Annotated in this window: 15 protein-coding genes; 5 read left to right on the forward strand and 10 right to left on the reverse strand. The window is 69.2% G+C overall.

Translation table 11 applies throughout. The features are described from left to right. The first annotated feature begins 1 nt into the window (after position 1). From lpxA to lpxB, 3 genes are read left to right on the forward strand one after another with little or no spacing between them, the layout of a single operon-like run. Positions 2 to 793: an acyl-ACP--UDP-N-acetylglucosamine O-acyltransferase gene (lpxA, locus tag ACK41C_RS15040; protein WP_409656682.1), complete on the forward strand. Its 792-nt coding sequence runs from the start codon at positions 2 to 4 to the stop codon at positions 791 to 793. Between the two features lies 1 nt (position 794). Further along, a complete protein-coding gene (gene lpxI / locus ACK41C_RS15045; RefSeq protein WP_409655888.1) occupies positions 795 to 1637 on the forward strand; it encodes a UDP-2,3-diacylglucosamine diphosphatase in 843 nt (280 codons plus the stop codon). Further along, entirely contained in the window at positions 1634 to 2791 is a 1158-nt protein-coding gene (gene lpxB, locus ACK41C_RS15050) for a lipid-A-disaccharide synthase (protein ID WP_409655890.1), read from the forward strand. Before lpxI ends, lpxB begins: the two co-directional genes overlap by 4 nt. Before the next feature lie 19 nt (positions 2792 to 2810). On the opposite strand, the gene gltA is transcribed toward lpxB, so the two are convergent. Both gltA and gltX read right to left on the reverse strand, forming a co-directional pair. Continuing rightward, the gene (gltA, locus tag ACK41C_RS15055) at positions 2811 to 4091 is read right to left on the reverse strand and encodes a citrate synthase (protein ID WP_409655892.1); all 1281 of its coding nucleotides are present in this window, start codon (positions 4089 to 4091) and stop codon (positions 2811 to 2813) included. A 59-nt stretch (positions 4092 to 4150) separates the two neighbouring features. Further along, the gene (gene gltX, locus ACK41C_RS15060; protein ID WP_409655894.1) at positions 4151 to 5560 is read right to left on the reverse strand and encodes a glutamate--tRNA ligase; all 1410 of its coding nucleotides are present in this window, start codon (positions 5558 to 5560) and stop codon (positions 4151 to 4153) included. 154 nt (positions 5561 to 5714) lie between these two features. Here gltX and ACK41C_RS15065 point away from each other — a divergent pair, with 154 nt between their 5' ends. After that, positions 5715 to 7742, forward strand: coding sequence for a ComEC/Rec2 family competence protein (locus ACK41C_RS15065; protein ID WP_409655896.1), 2028 nt, complete (start codon positions 5715 to 5717; stop codon positions 7740 to 7742). Here the strand turns inward: ACK41C_RS15065 and lexA are convergent. From lexA to ACK41C_RS15085, 4 genes are all read right to left on the reverse strand, one after another. Then, positions 7736 to 8428, reverse strand: coding sequence for a transcriptional repressor LexA (gene lexA, locus ACK41C_RS15070; RefSeq protein ID WP_409655898.1), 693 nt, complete (start codon positions 8426 to 8428; stop codon positions 7736 to 7738). The two genes, ACK41C_RS15065 and lexA, sit on opposite strands and share 7 nt — an antisense overlap. A 77-nt stretch (positions 8429 to 8505) precedes the next feature. Beyond that, complete coding sequence (gene trpC / locus ACK41C_RS15075; RefSeq protein ID WP_409655900.1) at positions 8506 to 9300, reverse strand: indole-3-glycerol phosphate synthase TrpC; 795 nt, start codon at positions 9298 to 9300, stop codon at positions 8506 to 8508. Then, positions 9297 to 10313: an anthranilate phosphoribosyltransferase gene (gene trpD / locus ACK41C_RS15080; RefSeq protein WP_409655902.1), complete on the reverse strand. Its 1017-nt coding sequence runs from the start codon at positions 10311 to 10313 to the stop codon at positions 9297 to 9299. Before trpD ends, trpC begins: the two co-directional genes overlap by 4 nt. A gap of 1 nt (position 10314) precedes the next feature. Further along, positions 10315 to 10905 (reverse strand): anthranilate synthase component II, encoded by a 591-nt coding sequence (locus ACK41C_RS15085; protein WP_409655904.1) that lies wholly within the window; start codon positions 10903 to 10905, stop codon positions 10315 to 10317. A 79-nt stretch (positions 10906 to 10984) separates the two neighbouring features. Here ACK41C_RS15085 and ACK41C_RS15090 point away from each other — a divergent pair, with 79 nt between their 5' ends. Continuing rightward, positions 10985 to 11197 carry a hypothetical protein gene (locus ACK41C_RS15090; RefSeq protein ID WP_409655906.1) on the forward strand — a complete coding sequence of 71 codons (213 nt, stop codon included), beginning with the start codon at positions 10985 to 10987 and terminating at the stop codon, positions 11195 to 11197. Positions 11198 to 11232: 35 nt separating this feature from the next. On the opposite strand, the gene ACK41C_RS15095 is transcribed toward ACK41C_RS15090, so the two are convergent. From ACK41C_RS15095 to ACK41C_RS15110, 4 genes are all read right to left on the reverse strand, one after another. Next, positions 11233 to 11859: a PEPxxWA-CTERM sorting domain-containing protein gene (locus ACK41C_RS15095; RefSeq protein ID WP_409655908.1), complete on the reverse strand. Its 627-nt coding sequence runs from the start codon at positions 11857 to 11859 to the stop codon at positions 11233 to 11235. 336 nt (positions 11860 to 12195) lie between these two features. Beyond that, complete coding sequence (locus ACK41C_RS15100; protein ID WP_409655910.1) at positions 12196 to 13407, reverse strand: cytochrome P450; 1212 nt, start codon at positions 13405 to 13407, stop codon at positions 12196 to 12198. Between the two features lie 262 nt (positions 13408 to 13669). Continuing rightward, positions 13670 to 15202 carry an anthranilate synthase component I gene (gene trpE, locus ACK41C_RS15105; protein ID WP_409655912.1) on the reverse strand — a complete coding sequence of 511 codons (1533 nt, stop codon included), beginning with the start codon at positions 15200 to 15202 and terminating at the stop codon, positions 13670 to 13672. Then, a complete protein-coding gene (locus ACK41C_RS15110) occupies positions 15199 to 17133 on the reverse strand; it encodes a peptidyl-prolyl cis-trans isomerase (RefSeq protein ID WP_409655914.1) in 1935 nt (644 codons plus the stop codon). Before ACK41C_RS15110 ends, trpE begins: the two co-directional genes overlap by 4 nt. Between the last annotated feature and the right edge of the window lie 59 nt (positions 17134 to 17192).

The following is a 17192-nucleotide window of genomic DNA, read 5'->3' on the forward strand; positions in this document are numbered from 1 at the left end:
CATCGACGTCCATCCGTCCTCGATCATCGCCCCCAGCGCGGAGCTGGCCGACGGCGTGTCTATCGGCCCGTTCTGCACCGTGGGCCCCAACGTGCGCATCGGCGCCAACACCCGCCTCGTTTCCCACGTCGTGGTCGACGGGATGACGGAGATCGGCGCAGACAACGCCATCTACCCGTTCGCCATGCTGGGCGGGCCGCCGCAGCACACCGCCTACAAGGGCGAACCGACGCAGCTGGTCATTGGCGACCGCAATCTGATCCGCGAACACGCCACCATGAACACCGGCACGGTGGCCGGCGGGGGCGTCACCAAGGTCGGGTCCGATGGGCTCTACATGATCGAAAGCCATGTGGGCCACGACTGCGTCGTGGGCGACCAGGTGATCCTGACCAAGCAGGCGACGCTGGGCGGCCACTGTGAGATCGGCGACTATGTAATCGTCGGCGGCCTGGCCGCCGTGCACCAGCGCACCCGCGTCGGGCCCCACGCCATGATCGGGGGCCTCGCGGCCGTGGTGAAGGACGTGATCCCCTACGGCTCCGTGTGGGGCAACCACGCGCACCTCGAGGGGCTGAACCTCCTGGGGCTGAAGCGCCGTGGTTTTAGCCGCGAGACCATCAACACCATGCGAGCGGCCTATCGGATGCTGTTCGCCGACGAAGGCACCTTCCAGGAGCGCCTGGACGACACGATCGAAAACTTCTCCGATTGCGCCGAGGTGATGGAGATCGTCGACTTCATCCGCGCCGACGCCAGCCGTCCGCTCTGCCTCCCTGAGCGGGAAGTATGAGATGCAGAAGCTGGGACTGATCGCCGGCGGGGGTAACCTGCCGGTGGAGATCGCTGAACATTGCGAACAGGCCGGCCGGCCGTTCTTCATCGTCCGCCTCAAGGGCTTCGCCGGGCCGGAGATCGCCCGCTATCCCGGGGCCGACATCGGCATCGCGGAACTGGGCAAGTGCTTCAAGGCGCTCAAGCGCGCCGGCTGCCGGGCGGTGACCCTGGTCGGCAATGTGGAACGGCCGGACTTCGCCGCGCTCAAGCCCGACCTGCGCGGGCTGATGGCCCTGCCGGCGGCGCTGGCCGCGGCGCGCAAGGGCGACGACGCCCTGCTGCGGGTGCTGGTCGGCGAGTTCGAGAAGGAAGGCTTCGCCGTGGAGGGCGCCCATGAGGTGATGGGCGACCTGACGCTGCCGGGCGGGCCGCTGGGCCGGGTCTCGCCCACGCCCGAGCAGATGGCCGACATCCAGCGTGCGCTTACCGTGGCGCGCGAGATCGGGCGGCTGGACGTGGGGCAGGGGGCGGTGGTCTGCGACGGGCTGGTGCTCGCCGTGGAGGCGCAGGAAGGCACCGACGCCATGCTGGCGCGGGTGGCCCACCTCTCGGCCAGTCTGCGCGGTTCGCCCGAAGCCCCCCGCGGGGTGCTGGCCAAGGCGCCCAAGCCGATCCAGGAAACCCGCATAGACCTGCCGACCATCGGCCTCAACACCATCCAGCGCGCCGCCCAGGCGGGGCTCGCCGGCGTGGCGGGGGAGGCCGGGCGGCTGCTGGTGCTGGACCGGGAGGCGGTGATCGAGCTGGCCGACGAGCTTGGCCTCTTCGTCTATGGCGTGGAGCCGCCGGGCGCGCCGTGACCGCGCCGCTGACCGTCATGCTGGTGGCCGCCGAGGCGTCGGGCGACGACCGCGGCGCAGGGTTGGCCCGCGCGCTGAAACGTCGGCTGGGCGACGGGGTGCGCTTCGTGGGCGTCGGGGGCAGCCAGATGGCCGCCGAGGGGGTGCAGAGCCCCTTCGATATCGCCGAGCTCTCTATCCTGGGCCTGCTGGAGGGCCTGCTCGCCTATCCGCGGGTCATGCGGCGGGTGAAGGACACCGTCGCCCTTGCGGCGCGGGAGAAGCCCGACGTGGCCGTCCTGATCGACTCCTGGGGCTTCACCCTTCGCGTGGCCAAGGGCCTGAGGCGGCTCGACCCGAGGCTTACGCTGGTCAAGTACGTCGGGCCCCAGGTCTGGGCCACCCGGCCGGGGCGCGCCAAGACCCTGGCGGCCAGCGTCGATCATCTGCTCTCGATCCACGCCTTCGACGCTCCGTATTTCGAGGCCGAGGGCCTGCCTGTCACCTTTGTCGGCAATTCGGCGCTGAGCCTCGACCTCTCCGGCGCCGACGGGATGCGCCTCCGCGAGCGGCTCGGGATCGCAGCCGACGCGCCGGTGCTGCTGGTCCTGCCGGGCAGCCGTCCGGGCGAGATCGCCCGCGTCCTGCCGCCGTTCGCGGAAGCGGCCGAGCGCCTGAAGGCCGAACGCCCCGATCTCGCGGTGATCCTGCCCGCCGCGCCCACGGTGGCCGAAGCGGTGAAGGCGGCCGCCCCGGCCTGGGCGCATGTGGTGGAGGGCGACGGGGCCAAGCTCGACGCCATGAAGGCGGCCACCGTGGCGCTCGCCTGTTCGGGCACGGTGACGACGGAACTCGCCATGGCCGGCGTGCCGATGGTGATCGGCTATCGCCTGGGTCGGATGACCCACGCCATCCTCAAACGATTGATCCGCACGCGCTACATCACGCTCTTCAACATCGCCGCTCAGGACTTCGTCGCGCCGGAACTCGTGCAGGACGACTGCAATGGGGAAGCCTTGGCGGCGGAGGTCGGGCGGCGGCTGGACGACCCCGACCTGCGCCGCCGCCAGGTGGCGGCCCAGGACGCAGCCCTCGTCAAAATGGGTCGCGGCGGCCCCGATCCCTCGGAAGCCGCCGCGGAGGCCGTTCTGAAGCTGTTGGCTGAGCGGGCCTGAAAGCCCGCCCCATACCTGATCAGCGCTTGTCGATCGCCACGTAGTCGCGCGCCGGCGCGCCCGTATAGATCTGCCGCGGGCGGCCGATCTTCTGGGACGGATCCTCGATCATTTCCTTCCACTGGGAGATCCAGCCGACCGTCCGCGCCAGGGCGAACAGCACGGTGAACATCTCCGGCGGGAAGCCGAGCGCCCGCAGGGTGATGCCGGAATAGAAGTCGACGTTCGGATACAGCTTGCGCTCGATGAAGTAGGGGTCGTTCAGCGCAACCTTCTCCAGCTCCATCGCCACCTTCAGCAGCGGATCGTTGGAGTGGCCGACCTCCGCCAGCACCTCGTGACAGGTCTGCTGCATCACCTTCGCGCGCGGGTCGTAGTTCTTGTAGACCCTGTGGCCGAAGCCCATCAGGCGATAGCGGCGGTCCTTCACGCCCTGGACGTATTCGGGGATGCGCTCGACCGAACCGATCTCGGCCAGCATGTTCAGCGCCTCTTCGTTGGCGCCGCCATGGCTAGGGCCCCAGAGGCAGGCGATGCCAGCCGCGATGCAGGCGAACGGATTGGCGCCCGAGGAGCCCGCGAGGCGGACCGTCGAGGTCGAGGCGTTCTGCTCGTGGTCGGCATGGAGGATGAAGATCCGGTCCATGGCCCGGGTAAGCACCGGGTTCGGCTTCCAGTCCTCGGCCGGGACCGAGAAGCACATGCGCAGGAAGTTCTCGGAGTAGGACAGGTCGTTGCGCGGATGCACGAAGGGCTGGCCGCGGAAGTACTTGAACGCCCGCGCCGCGATCGTCGGCATCTTGGCGATCATGCGATGCGCCGAGATCATCCGCTGGTGCGGATCTTCGATATTGGTGCTGTCGTGATAGAAGGCCGACAGCGCGCCGACCGCGCCGACCATGATCGCCATCGGGTGGGCGTCGCGGCGGAAGCCCATGAAGAACCTATCGAACTGCTCGTGCAGCATGGTGTGATAGGTGATGTTGTGGTCGAATTCCTCGAACTGGGCGGCGTTCGGCAGTTCGCCGTGCAGCAGCAGATAGCAGACCTCGAGGAAGCTCGACTTCTCCGCCAGCTGATCGATGGGATAGCCCCGGTGCAGCAGCACGCCCTTGTCGCCGTCGATGAAGGTGATCTTGCTCTCGCAGCTCGCCGTCGAGGTGAAGCCGGGGTCGTAGGTGAAGACGTCGGCTTCGGCGTACAGCTTTCGGATATCGACGACGGCGGGACCGTCGGTTCCCGTCAGGATCGGCAGCTCGACGGTCTTGCCGCCCACGTCCACTTTCGCCGTATCGCCCATGCCATCCCCTTCCAGTGGTCAAGAATATAAAACGCCTGTTCGGCGAGCCTTATAGCGCCTTACGCCGGAGGCGAAAGCGCATCGTCGAGCCGGCCGAGACTTTCCTCTTTTCCGAGGCTTACCAGAGCGCCGGCCAAATCCGGCGCCGGAGAGCCGCCGGATAGCACAGCGCGCAGCGCCGGGCCGAACTTGCCCATGCCCACGCCTTCGGCTTCCGCGAAGCTGCGCAGGGCCGCCTCCAGAGCCGCCACCTCCCAGGCCGGTTGCGTCTCGAGCAGGTTCCGCAGGCGCGAAAGCCTAGCACGGGTCTCCTCGGTCAACAGGCCGAGCGCCTTCTCCGGCAGCTCCAGCGGGCGCCGCTTGAGGGCGAAGACCGTGGCGTCGGCGAGATCGAGCGTCGTCTTGGCGCCGTCCCGCACCAGCGGAATGGTGCGCTCAAGGATCGCCTCGTGCCCGTCGTGAAGCGGGAAGTCCCGGCTCTGGTGGACGCCGATCACCAGTTTCGCCAAGCGAGCGGGATCGGCCTTGCGGATATAGTGGTTGTTGAGGTGGTTGAGCTTGTCCCAGTCCAAGCGGGCGGGCGCGCTCACCACGTCCTTGATGTCGAACCAGGCGATGGCCTGGTCATCCGAGAAGATCTCATCGTCGCCGTGGCCCCAGCCAAGCTTGGCGAGATAGTTGCGCATGGCTTCGGGCAGGTAGCCCATGTCGTCGAACTCGCTCACCGCCTGGGCGCCGTGGCGCTTGGAGAGCTTGGTTCCGTCCGGCCCGTGGATCAGCGGCAGGTGCGCCCAGACCGGAACCTCCCAGCCCAGCGCCCGGTAGATCAGCGTCTGGCGGGCGGCGTTGTTCAGGTGGTCGTCGCCGCGGATCACGTGGGTGACCCCCATCTCGTGATCGTCCACCACCACGGCGAGGTTGTAGGTCGGCGTGCCGTCGGAGCGCAGCAGGATCAGGTCGTCCAGGTCCTTGTTCTGAAAGCGAACGGCGCCTTTCACCTGGTCTTCGATAATCGTCTCGCCCTCGAGCGGGCTCTTCAGCCGCACCACATAGGGCTGGGCTTCGTCGTAATTGCCGGCGCCCCGGTCGCGCCACGGTGAACGGATCACCCGGCCCTCGGCGCGGGCGGCCTCGCGCTCGATGGCCAGCTCGTCCGGGGTCATGTAGCAGCGATAGGCCTCGCCGCGGGCAAGCAGTTCGTCCACCGCCTCGCGATGGCGGTCGGCGCGGGCGGCCTGGAACACCGGCGGCTCGTCGGCTTCAAGCCCCAGCCACTTCAGCCCGTCGAAGATCACCTGCACCGCCTGGGCCGTCGAGCGCTCGCGGTCTGTGTCCTCGATGCGAAGAAGGAACTTCCCACCCGTATGGCGAGCATATAGCCAGTTGAACAGCGCCGTCCGGGCCGTGCCGATATGCATGGAGCCGGTGGGCGAGGGGGCGATCCGGGTGACGACGGGACGGTCGGGCATCGAACTTGCGGCTGTGGCGGACGAAGCGGCGTCGATTGACGGCGCGGCGCCTTCTAGCACGCGGATTCGCGCACGTCCTAGTCTTCGCCGCATTGCAGCATGGCTGGCCAGCCAAGCCGCGGCGCAGTCCGACCGCTGGCGGCTGTGGACTCCCGTGGCGTTCGGCCTGGGCGCGGCGAGCTACTTCGCCTTGCCCGGCGAGCCGGTGGCGGCGGTCGGCGGCGCGGCCTTGCTGGTTGCCGCAGCTGCGGCCTTCGCCTCCGCGCGCTGGAGCCCGCATCGGGCGGTGACCGTGGCCGTCATGCTGGCGGCGTTCCTTCTGGCCGGCTTCGGCGCCGCCAAGCTGCGGACAGAGGCGGTGCGCGCGCCGATCGCACCCGACGGAACGGGCGTGCAGACCCTCGAAACCTATGTCGTCGACATCGCCGATCCGGGGCAGGGCGGGGCGCGGCTGCTGCTGGCCCCCATCCGGGCCAGCGCGCTTGCGCCGGAGGAGACACCGATCCGCGTTCGCATGACCCTACGCGACGGTGAGGTGCTGCCGGAGCCGGGCCAGGCGATCTCCGTGCGTGGGATGATCAATGCGCCGCCCCCGCCGGCCAGCCCCGGCTCCTACGACTTTGCCCGCGACGCCTTCTTCGACGGGATCGGCGGGGTGGGCTTCGCGCTCACGCCGTTGCGCGCCATCGAGGCGCCGCCGCCGGAAGGGCGGCTCGCGCTCGCCATGAAGATCAACGCCGTGCGCTGGGCGCTCGCGCGGCGGATCGTGGACGAGATGGGCGTGGAAAGCGGCGGCTTGGCCGCAGCCATGGTGACCGGCCACCGCGCCTTCGTGCCGCCGGAGCAGACCGAGGCCCTGCGGGTCGCGGGGCTCGCCCACATCATCGCGATCTCGGGCCTGCACATGGCCATCGTCGGCGGCTTCGCCTTCGGCGCGGTGCGGATCCTGATCGCCGCCTGGCCCTGGGCGGCCCTTCGGGTTTCGTCGAAGAAGACGGCCGCCGTGGCCGGGTTGCTGGCGGTCGGCGCCTATCTGGTGATCTCCGGTCTGCCGAGCCCGGCCGTGCGGGCGGCGATAACGGCGGGGGCGGCGTTCTGCGCGATCCTGCTGGACCGTCGGGCGATCAGCCTGCACACCCTGGCCATCGCCGCCCTGGTGATCCTCGCCCTGCAGCCGGAGGCGGTGATGGCCCCCGGCTTCCAGATGTCTTTCGCCGCCACCGCCGCCCTGGTCGCCCTGGCGGAAGCCTGGCCGCGGCCGGCGCGGGAGATCAACACCCCCTGGCCAATCCGCACCGTGCAGACGATCGGCGTTTGGATCGCCGCCAGCCTGGGCGTCAGCTTCGTCGCCGGGCTGGCGACCGGCCCCTTCGCCATGCAGCACTTCAACCGCGTGGCCACCTTCGGCCTGGTCGCGAACCTGCTGGCCGCGCCGATCTCCTCGTTCCTGATGATGCCGGCGCTGGCCATCGGCGCGGTGCTGGCGCCGCTGGGCCTGGGCGGAGCGCCGCTGGCGGCCGCCGACCTCGCCATCGACACCCTGACGCGCATCGCCGCCACGGTGGCGGCCCAGCCCCACGCCCAGCTTGTCGTGCCCAGCGCCCCCGCCTGGACGCTGGCCGTCGCTTTCATCGGCATCCTGTGGCTCTGCATGTGGCGCGGACCCTTGCGCTGGGTGGGCCTGCCGCTGGCGCTCGCCGTCGCGCTCTACCCGCGGCCGGCGCCGCCCGACGCTTGGGCGGCCGCCGACGGGTCCGCCGTTGCGGTGCGGACCGGCGACGCCGCCGTGCTGTTCCGGCCTGACGCCAAGCTGTTTGCAGCCGAACTCTGGGCGCGCCGCCGCGGCCTGACGCCGGCGGATGCGGACGTCCGGAACCAAGGCTACGACTGCGACCGCTGGACCTGCTCGCCCAAGCTCGGCGCGGAGGCCCCGGCTGTGGCGGCGATCATGACCCGCCGGGCCTCCACCATTGCGGCCAAGCTGCCGGAGCTGTGCGCGCGGGCCGAGATCGTCATCGTCCGGGGTCTGGCCGGGCCGTGCGAGAGCGGGGCCTTGGTGCTCGACGCACGCGACTTCAGCCGCGGCGGATCTGTGGAGCTCTATCGCACGCCAGAGGGCTGGAAGGCGCTATGGGCGCAGGACCTGCGGGGCTCGCGCCCCTGGTCCTGGCGACCTCAGTGATAGCGGCGGATCAGGCCCACAAGCTTGCCTTGGACCTGCACCTGGTCGGGGCCGAATATGCGGGTCTCGTAGGCCGGGTTGGCGGCCTCAAGGGCGATGGACGCGCCCTTCTTGCGCAGGCGCTTCAAGGTGGCTTCCTCGCCCATCACCAGGGCCACGACGATCTCGCCGGAATTGGCCGAGTCCGTGCGCCGGATCACCACGTGATCCCCATCGAGAATGCCGGCATTGATCATTGAGTCGCCCTGCACCTCGAGAACGAAGTGCTCGCCCGCGCCCAGCATGGCCTCGGCGACCGGCAGGCGGTCGCGCTCCTGCTGGATGGCCTCGATGGGCGTGCCGGCGGCGATGCGGCCGAGGATCGGCAACTCGCGGATGTCGTTGGCCGCGGTGGGCATGACGGCCTCGCCGGGCTCCACCAGTTGCGGCTTGAAAGGTGCGCGGCCTCTCGGCGGCGCGGCGGTCGTGGCCTGCTGCGGCAGCTTCACCACCTCCAGCGCCCGGGCCCGGTGGGGCAGGCGGCGCAGGAAACCGCGCTCCTCCAGCGCCGTGATCAGGCGGTGGATGCCGGACTTGGAGGCGAGGTCCAGCGCCTCCTTCATCTCGTCGAATGAGGGAGAGACCCCGGTTTCCTTGATCCGCTCATGGATGAACATGAGCAGTTCATGCTGTTTACGCGTGAGCATGGCCGTAGAGCCCTCAGAGAACAAAGCGCCAACTTCAGGGATGTTCTCTAGGTGTTCTTCGTTAATGTCAAGTTGACCTAGTTTTCGGTTAGCAGCGCGCGGGTGGCGGCGGTGACGTCCGCCTGCCGCATCAGGCTTTCGCCCACCAGCATGGCGCGTGCCCCGGAGGCTTCCAGCCGGGCCGCGTCGGCGGGGGTGAAGATCCCGCTTTCCGTGACCAGCAAAGCGTTTGCGGGCGCGCGCGCCGCCAGCCGTTCGGTGGTGGAGAGGTCCGTCTCGAAGGTCCGGAGGTTGCGGTTGTTGACGCCCACAAGGGTCGCGCCCAGGGCCCCGGCGCGCGCCATCTCGGCCTCGTCGTGGACTTCGACCAGGGCGTCCAGGCCGAATCGCGCGGCCTCGGCCATCAGGTCGGCGGCCAGCGAGTCGTCCACCATGGCCAGAATCACCAGGATGGCGTCGGCGCCTAGCGCCCGCGATTCGGCCACCTGCCACGGGTCGACCAGGAATTCCTTGCGCAGGGCGGGCAGGGCGACGGCTTCGCGCGCGGCGGCGAGATAGGCGTCGGCGCCCTGGAAGCTGGGGCCGTCGGTCAGCACCGAGAGACAGGCCGCGCCGCCGGCCTCATAGGCGCGGGCCAGCGCCGGCGGGTCGAAATCGGCGCGGATCAGGCCCTTCGACGGCGAGGCCTTCTTGATCTCGGCGATCAGGGCCAGGCGCCCGGGCGCGTGCGCGCGTTCCAGGGCGGCGCGGAACCCGCGCGGCGGGCTGGCGGCGGTCGCAGCGGCTTCCACCTCGCCATGGCTGCGCCGCGCCTTCCGCTCGGCCACCTCTTCGCGCTTGTAGGCGGCGATCTTCTCGAGGATGTCGCTCATGACGCTTGGGTGATGGCTGCGAGCTTCTCCAGCGCCCCCAGGGCGCGGCCGTCGTCGATCACCTTGGCGGCCAGCTCCACCCCGTCGCGCAGGGTCTCGACCTTCTCGCCCACCAGGAACGCGGCGGCGGCGTTCAGGAGCACGATGTCGCGGTAGGGGCCCTTCTGGCCTTCGAGCAGGGCGCGCAGGGCCGCGGCGTTCTCCGCCGGGGTTCCGCCGGTCAGGTCGGCGAGCGCCGCACGCTGCAAGCCGACGGCCTCGGGCGTTATGGTGAAGAGACGCACGCCGCCATCGCGGTATTCGGCCACCGCCGTTTCGCCGGTGGTGGTCATCTCGTCCATGCCCCCGCCATGGACCACCCAGGCGCGTTCGCTGCCGAGCGCGCCCAGCACCTGGGCCAGCGGGGCCACCCAGCGCTCGGCGAACACGCCGACCACCTGCCGCTTGGCGCCCGCGGGATTGGTCAGCGGCCCCAGCAGGTTGAAGATGGTGCGGAAGCCGAGCTCGGCGCGGATCGGCGAGACGTGCCGCATCGCCCCGTGATGCGCCGGGGCGAACAGGAAACAGATCCCCGCTTCCTCCAGCGCCTTGAGCTGGCGGTCCGGCGGCACGTCCAGGGCCACGCCCAGCTCGCTCAGCACGTCGGCGCCGCCGGACTTCGACGAGAGCGCCCGGTTGCCGTGCTTGGCCACCTTCAAGCCCCCGCCGGCGGCCACGAATCCCACGGCGGTGGAGATGTTCAGAGTGTGCAGGCCGTCGCCGCCGGTGCCGCAGACGTCGATGGTGGGAAACGGCGGCTCGATGTGGATCGCGGCCTTGCGCATGGCCCGCGCGCAGGCGGCGATCTCGCCCATGGTCTCGCCGCGCATCCGCATGGCGGTCAGGGCCGCGCCGATCTGGGCCGGGGAGGGCTCGCCGCGCAGGCAGGCGGCGAAGAATTCGCCCGCGTCGTCTTCCGACAGGGTCGCGCCATCGGCCAGGCGCCCGAGCAACGGCTTGAAGGCTTCGCTCATGTCAGGCGGTCGCCAGGCGCGGGACGCCCGCCAGGTTCAGGAAATTGGCCAGCATGTCGTGCCCGCCCTCGGTGGCGATGGATTCCGGGTGGAATTGCACGCCGAACACCGGCCGGGTGCGGTGCTGGAAGCCCATGATCTCGCCGTCGTCGGTCCAGGCGGTGATCTCCAACTCCTCGGGCAGGGTGTCGCGCTTGACCGACAGGCTGTGATAGCGCGTGGCGGTGAAGGGATTGGGCAGGCCCTGGAAGATTCCCTTGTCGGTGTGGTGGATCGGGCTGGTCTTGCCGTGCATCAGGGTCTGGGCGCGCACCACCTCGCCGCCATAGGCCTGGCCGATCGCCTGATGGCCCAGGCAGACGCCGAGGATCGGCAGGTCCTCCGGGGCGGCCCGCAGCAGCGGCAGGCAGATCCCGGCCTCGTTGGGCGTGCAGGGGCCGGGCGACAGCAGCACGCCGGCGGGCTTCAGACCCAACGCCTCCTGCACGCTCAGTGCATCGTTCCGATGCACGAGGGTCTCGGCCCCCAACTCGTTCAGGTAATGGACGAGGTTGTAGGTGAAGCTGTCGTAGTTATCGATCACCAGGATCATGGCGCTTCCTTAAGCGCCGCTTGGCCCCGCGCCAAGGGGCGGCGTTGCGCAGGAAGCTGGTTCGCCCGAAGCTGTGGCCATGCCGCCGTCCGATTCCCTGCGTGCGCCTGCGCTCGACCCGGCCGAGATCCACCGCGCCCGGCGACTGCTGGCGAGTCCTGCGGTGAAGGAGCGGGTCTGGCCGGCGCTTGCGGCTGCGGCCTTCGCCGCCTGCGCGGCCCTGTCGCTGGCCGCGGCGATGATCGTCGCCCCGCCGACGACTCTCAGCCATCCCCTGGAAGAAGAGCCCTGACGGCCGCGGAGAAGGGCTCCGCGGCCCAAAGGGGTTCAGGCGTAGGCGGGGCGCGCATTCCGGCGTAGAGCCGCGCCCACCATGCCGACGCCGGCGATCATCAGCAGCCAGACGCCGGGTTCCGGCACCACGCCCACGGCGATGTTGTCGAACTCGAAGGAGTTGCCGCTGGAGGCGAATATGACCTGCGTCACGCGGTTGGCGCCGAAGTCGTAGGTCATCCGTCGGCCGATGCTCTGATCGCCGTTGAAGGCGCCGGCGGCGAGATCCGCGCCGGTCAGCGTCACATCGTAGCCGTTCAGCCCGATGAAGCGGATGCTGTTATAGGAATCGGGCGAGCCGATATAGACGCTGAGTTGGCGAAGCAGCGGGGTCAGCAGGGACACCGAACCGCCGGCCTGGATCGCCATGTAGTGACTGGTCGTGCCCGGGGGCGGCGCCGCGACGCCGGGGACGAGGCCTAGCGCCCCATCGAAAATAGCGGCCGGACCGTTCACCATCAGGCTGAAGCCTGGAGCGATGAATCCGTCGAAATCGACGACCACCTGCTGGCCGGTCGGCGGGGGCGTATCGGCGTCCGTGGCGATTATGGTGACGGCATGGGCCGCGCCCGCGAACGAGAGACTGGCGGCGGCGACCAGTGCTGCGATCATCGACTTCATGGAGGCTTCCCTATCCCAACAGATCCGTGGAGCCCCCTCCGATACCCGAAATGTGCGGGCGCGAGCGAAGAAGTCCATAAGGGTAGATTAGAAATTTAGTGTGTTTTTCCTAGCGGCGCGGCTGGCTCGCCTATCGCGTGAAATCCGCCGCGGCCGATTTCAAAATAGATGAACAGCTAAGCTTTTCGCACCCGTCGAATTTCATGCCGGAGACAAGCTATTGTCTTCGCCTGATATTCTTTTCTTTCCATCTCTTGGAAATTCGCGACCCTCCTGCTCCGGGCGGAGAGGCCATCGGTCATCAACGTCCCAGGAGCAGGTGAGTTCCCGACGAGCCTAGCCCTGCACGAGCAAGGCTTCCATGCCTCGGAAGAAGGGCAGGGCGCGCCAGGTTGGTTCGCCGTCGGCCAGCTTCAGGTCCGGGAAACGCTGAAAGAGGCGGACCAGCGCCTGCTTGGCCTCGATTCGCGCCAGGGGTGCGCCGATGCAGATGTGGCCGCCGCCGCCGAAAGCCACGTGCGGCGCGTGTTTGCGGGTGATGTCGAACCGATCCGGATCCTCGAACACCTCCGGGTCCCGGTTGGCCGCGTGCAGTGATACGATCACGGAATGGTGCGGATGCAGGGGGCATCCGCCGACCTCGCGGTCTTCGGAGATGACCCGGCTGGTGATGGCCACCGGCGATTCGAACCGCAGGATCTCCTCCACGGCCGCGGCGGCGAGGCCCGGATCCGCCTTCAGCGCCGCCAGTTGATCGGGATGGCGCAGGAGGAGCCAGACGCCGTTGCCGATCAGGTCTGTGGTGGTCAGGTTGCCGCCGATCAGGAGGGCCGAGAGGTTCACCCGCACCTCGTCGTCGGACAGCGGCGCGCCCTGCGCCTGAAGCGCGACCATGTCGCTGATCAGGTCGTCCATCGGCTCGGCGCGGCGGGCGGCCATCAGCTCGGTGAAATAGGTCATGAGCTGGTTTGAGCCCCACTCCATGCGCGCCGTCTCTTCCGGCGTGCGCAGGGGGTTGAGCCCCAGGATCGAGGCCTCCGACCATTGGCGGAATTCACGGAACCGTTCGCGCTCCACCCCAAGGATCGTGGCGATCACCAGGATCGGGATCGGGATGGCGATCTCGGAGATCAGGTCGAAGGTGCGGTCGTCCGGGGCCGCATCGATCACCTCGTCTACGATCGCCTCGATCTGCGGCTTCATGGCGTTGATGCGCGCATAGAAGGCCTTGGCCAGGGGCAGCCGTACGCGGCTGTGGTCCGGCTCGTCGAGGGACAGGATGCTTTCGGTCCGCGGCTCGTCGGGATCGCGATCCATCCGGCGCAGCAGGGCGCCTTCCTCGGCCTGGCTCCAGTGTCGCCAGAGACTGCGGTCGTTCACCGTCTGGCGAACATCAGCATAACGGGTGAAGAGCCAGGTCTTGATGGGCTCGTCCCGCATTACGGGGCACTGCTCGCGCAGGTCCTTCAGCCGGCCGTGCGGATCGGCCCGGGCCGCCGGGTCGAAGGCCGAGGTCTCCACGATGCTCCACGGCGGCGATCCGGACATCGGCGTCTCTCCCAAACTGCGTTTTGGCAGATTGTGCGCCGATTTCGATGGGCTTCAATGGCGCCCCTACGTCAATTTTTCGCACGGCGCGGCGTGTCCCCGGTCGGCTTCGAGGGACGGGACAGGATGCGCCGACCGGGGTTTCAGCGCCGCTTATCGAAGCGCCGGGCCGGAAATGCAGCAGATGAAGCGAGGTTCCAGGAAAACCCCGCAAGTTCCTGCATATTAAAAAGAATTATAATTTTTGCGCCTCGGCGCCGCGTCAGATGAAGCGCCAGGCCTCTTCCGCCGCCCGCCGCAGGGCCCGGGCCTTGTGCAGGGTTTCGTCGTATTCCGCATCGGGATCGGAGTCGGCCACCACCCCGCCGCCGGCCTGGACGTACATCTGCCCGTCCTTGAAACAGGCGGTGCGCAGGACGATGCAGGTGTCCACCGACCCGTCGGCGCCGAAATAGCCGACGGCTCCGGCATAGGCGATCCCGCGCTTTTCGATCTCCAGCTCGTCGATGATCTCCATGGCCCGCACCTTGGGCGCGCCGGAAAGCGTGCCGGCGGGCAGGGCGGCCATCAGCACGTCGACGGGATCGAGCCCTTCGGGGGCGTCACCCTCCACGTTGGAGACCAGGTGCATGACGTGGCTGTAGCGCTCGACGAAGAAGGAGTCGGTCACCCGCACGCGCGGTCCGCGCGGCGCCTGGCGCGGCTCGTTGGCCCCGGCGTTCTTCAGCATCGCCACCCGGCCCACATCGTTACGGCCGAGATCGAGCAGCATCAGGTGCTCGGCCCGCTCCTTGGGGTCGGCGATCAGCTCCTCCTCCAGGCGACGATCCTCCGCGGGCGTCGCGCCGCGGGGGCGGGTGCCGGCGATCGGGCGGATGGTGATCTTGCCGTCGCGCAGGCGGACCAGGATCTCGGGCGAGGAGCCGGCCAGCTGGAAGTCGCCGAAGTTCAGATAGAACAGGAACGGCGACGGGTTCATCCGCCGCAACGACCGGTAGAGCGCCAGAGGGTCGTGGGCGAAGGGCGCGCGGAATCGGTGGCTCGGCACCACCTGAAAGATGTCGCCGGCGCGGATATAGGCCTTGGCCTTCTCCACCACCTCCCGATAGGCCTCGCGGCTCACCGGAGTGGTGAAGCGGTCGGGCTCGGGGGCGGCGGCGCCGGTAAGCGGCGGAGCGGCCTTGCGCAGGTCGGCGATCACGTCGGTCAGGCGCGCCTTGGCCGCGGCGTAGGCGTCCTCCGCCGACGCAGCGGAAGGGCGCACGGTGGTGACCAGCACGATCTCCTGGGCGATGGCGTCGAAGATCGCCACCACGGAGGGGCGCGTCATCACCGCGTCGGGCAGGCCGAGCGGGTCGGGATTGACGTTCGGCAGGCGCTCCACCAGCCGGATCATGTCGTAACCCACCGCGCCGAACACCCCGGCCGACATCGGCGGCAGGCCGGGGGGCAGCTCAAGCCGCGAAGCGGCCACGAGGTCGCGCAGGGAGTCCAGCGCCCCGCCGTCCTGCGGTGTGAAGCGGCCCGCGCCGATGTCCTCGCCCTGCGCGATCTCGGCCCGGTCGCCCCGGCACCGCCAGACCAGGTCCGGCTTCATGGCGATCACCGAATAGCGACCCCTCCAGGCGCCGCCCTCGACGCTCTCGAACAGGAAGGCGTAGGGCCGCCCGTGCGCGATCTTCAGATAGGCCGAGACCGGGGTCTCCAGGTCGTCGATCAGACGGGTCCAGACCACCTGCGGCGCGCCTTGAGAATGGATCCTCTCAAAGTCCGCAAACGCAGGTTCGATCGTCACTTGGAGGTCTCCGCCTTGCCGGCGCCGCCGGACTTCTCTGCAGGGGTGAGCGGGGGCAGGCCGAGCGCAGCGCGCGCCTGGTTGGGGTAGACGCGGACCTTGACCTCCTCGCGGGCCGCGCGGCGGGTCGCCTCGCCCATCTCGCGCAGGAAGGCCATGCTCATCTGCGGCCGCGCCCCCTCCGTCATCTCGGCGAGCTGGGCCCCGTCGGGAGCGCGGATCGCCTCGACCTTGGCGATCACGAAGCCGGGCGTATTGCCCTGGGCGGTGAAGACCTCGCCGGACTTTGCGCCGAACGCCTTCACCAGGGCGTCGCGCGACAGCTCCTGGTTCTCGCCGGCATTGCGGCGATCCAGCGAGGTAGCGCGCGCCACCCGCGCGCCGGCCGCGGCGGCGACCGTCTCGAGGCTCTCGCCCTTGCGCAGGCGCTCGGCGAAGCCCTCGGCGCGCTCCTCAAGGCGGCGGACCAGCTCGCGCATCATCCAGATTTGAGTGAGCTGCGGCTTCACCTCGTCCAGCGGCGGCAGGGCGGCCGGAATGACACGCTCCACGCGCACGGCGAAATAAGCCCCTTCGCCCAGCTCCACGAGATCGCTCTCGCCCTCCGCCGGCAGCGTGAAGGCGGTCTCCAGGACCTTGGGGTTGAGCCCGGCCACGGGTTGGCCGTTGGGGCCGGCGCCCTGGGCGGTGACCGGGCCCACGGTGACCGAGGGCACGCCGGCGGCCTTGGCCGCTTCCGCCAGGCTCGCGCCGTCGGCGTGTGCGTCCTCATAGGCTTGGGTCAGGGCGTAGACACGCTCGGCCGCGGCGTCGTGGCGGAGCTCGGCCTCGATCTGCGGCCGGATCTGCTCCAGCGTCACCTCCTGTCCGGGGGTGATCTTGGTGACCTTGACCACCGCCAGGCCCAGCGCGCCCTGGACAGTGGAGACCTGATTGGCCTGGAGGCCGAACGCCGCTTCGCCCACGCGTGGGTCGGCGACCGCGGTGCGCGGCCGGTCGGTATAGACGAGGGCGTCGACGCCCAGTGACCGGGCGACCGCCTGCGGATCCTCGCCCTGGTTCAGGCGGGCTGCAATGGCTTGGGCTGCGGCCGCGTCCTTGGCCGGGATCTGCACCAGCGAACGGGTTTCCGGGCGCGACAGCGTGTCCTTGCGGAACGCGTAGCGCTTGCGGACCTCCTCCTCGTCGATGGGAAGATTCGAGGCGACCTGCTGGGGTGTGAAGGTGACGAGCGTCAGGATCCGCTGCTCCGGACGGCGCAGGCGCTCGGCGTTTTCGTTCATGAACTGGGTGAGTTGGGCGTCGGTGGGCGGCGTGGGTTGCGGCACGCTCGTCGGCGCGATGGTGAAATAGCCGATGTCGCGCGCCTCGGTCTCATAGACCGCGCCGAGGGCGGCGTAGGCGCGGGGAATACGCAGGCCGTTGGCGATGGCCGAGACCGCGTGCGATTCGGCGATCTGGTCGCGCATCACCACGTCGAACTTTTCCGGTGTCAGCCCGGCTTCCCCCAGGCGCTGCTGGAACATGGTGCGGTCGAACCGGCCGGAAATCTGGTCGAAGAAGGCCGGGATCTTGCGGATCTCCTCGGTCAAGAGCTTGTCCGAGGGACGCACGCCGGCGCGGCGCAGGAGCTCGCCGAACGCCTCGCGATAGGCCAGCTCCTCCAGGAGCCGCGCGTCCAGCCGGTTCTCGACCGCCATCTCGGTGGTGATCGGCTGGCCGGCCTGCTGTTCCAGGTTGCTGCGATAATTGTCGAACTCGCGCTTGAAGTCGGCGGTGGACACCTTGCGCGAGCCGGACACGATCACGTCGTTGGAGAAGTTGCCGCGGAAGACGTCATTGATGCCGAAGATCGCGAAACTGATGACCAGCAGGCCGATCAGGATCGCGGCGACCCAGGATTTCGCGAACTTGCGGGTGGCGGCGAGCATCGGACCAGGCCTTTCGGGCGTCGGAGGTGGAAGGGCGGGTATAGTGGAGCGTGCTTCCC

The organism is Phenylobacterium sp. (assembly GCF_046290725.1).
Lineage (GTDB): Bacteria > Pseudomonadota > Alphaproteobacteria > Caulobacterales > Caulobacteraceae > Phenylobacterium.

Bases quoted from the DNA above. Each gene is read 5' to 3' on its own strand.
- lpxI (WP_409655888.1), top strand. From the start codon at position 795: ATGCAGAAGCTGGGACTGATCGCCGGCGGGGGTAACCTGCCGGTGGAG.
- gltA (WP_409655892.1), bottom strand. From the start codon at position 4,091: ATGGGCGATACGGCGAAAGTGGACGTGGGCGGCAAGACCGTCGAGCTG.
- gltX (WP_409655894.1), bottom strand. From the start codon at position 5,560: ATGCCCGACCGTCCCGTCGTCACCCGGATCGCCCCCTCGCCCACCGGC.
- lexA (WP_409655898.1), bottom strand. From the start codon at position 8,428: ATGCTCACGCGTAAACAGCATGAACTGCTCATGTTCATCCATGAGCGG.
- trpC (WP_409655900.1), bottom strand. From the start codon at position 9,300: ATGAGCGACATCCTCGAGAAGATCGCCGCCTACAAGCGCGAAGAGGTG.
- trpD (WP_409655902.1), bottom strand. From the start codon at position 10,313: ATGAGCGAAGCCTTCAAGCCGTTGCTCGGGCGCCTGGCCGATGGCGCG.
- ACK41C_RS15085 (WP_409655904.1), bottom strand. From the start codon at position 10,905: ATGATCCTGGTGATCGATAACTACGACAGCTTCACCTACAACCTCGTC.
- ACK41C_RS15090 (WP_409655906.1), top strand. From the start codon at position 10,985: ATGCCGCCGTCCGATTCCCTGCGTGCGCCTGCGCTCGACCCGGCCGAG.
- ACK41C_RS15095 (WP_409655908.1), bottom strand. From the start codon at position 11,859: ATGAAGTCGATGATCGCAGCACTGGTCGCCGCCGCCAGTCTCTCGTTC.
- ACK41C_RS15100 (WP_409655910.1), bottom strand. From the start codon at position 13,407: ATGTCCGGATCGCCGCCGTGGAGCATCGTGGAGACCTCGGCCTTCGAC.
- ACK41C_RS15110 (WP_409655914.1), bottom strand. From the start codon at position 17,133: ATGCTCGCCGCCACCCGCAAGTTCGCGAAATCCTGGGTCGCCGCGATC.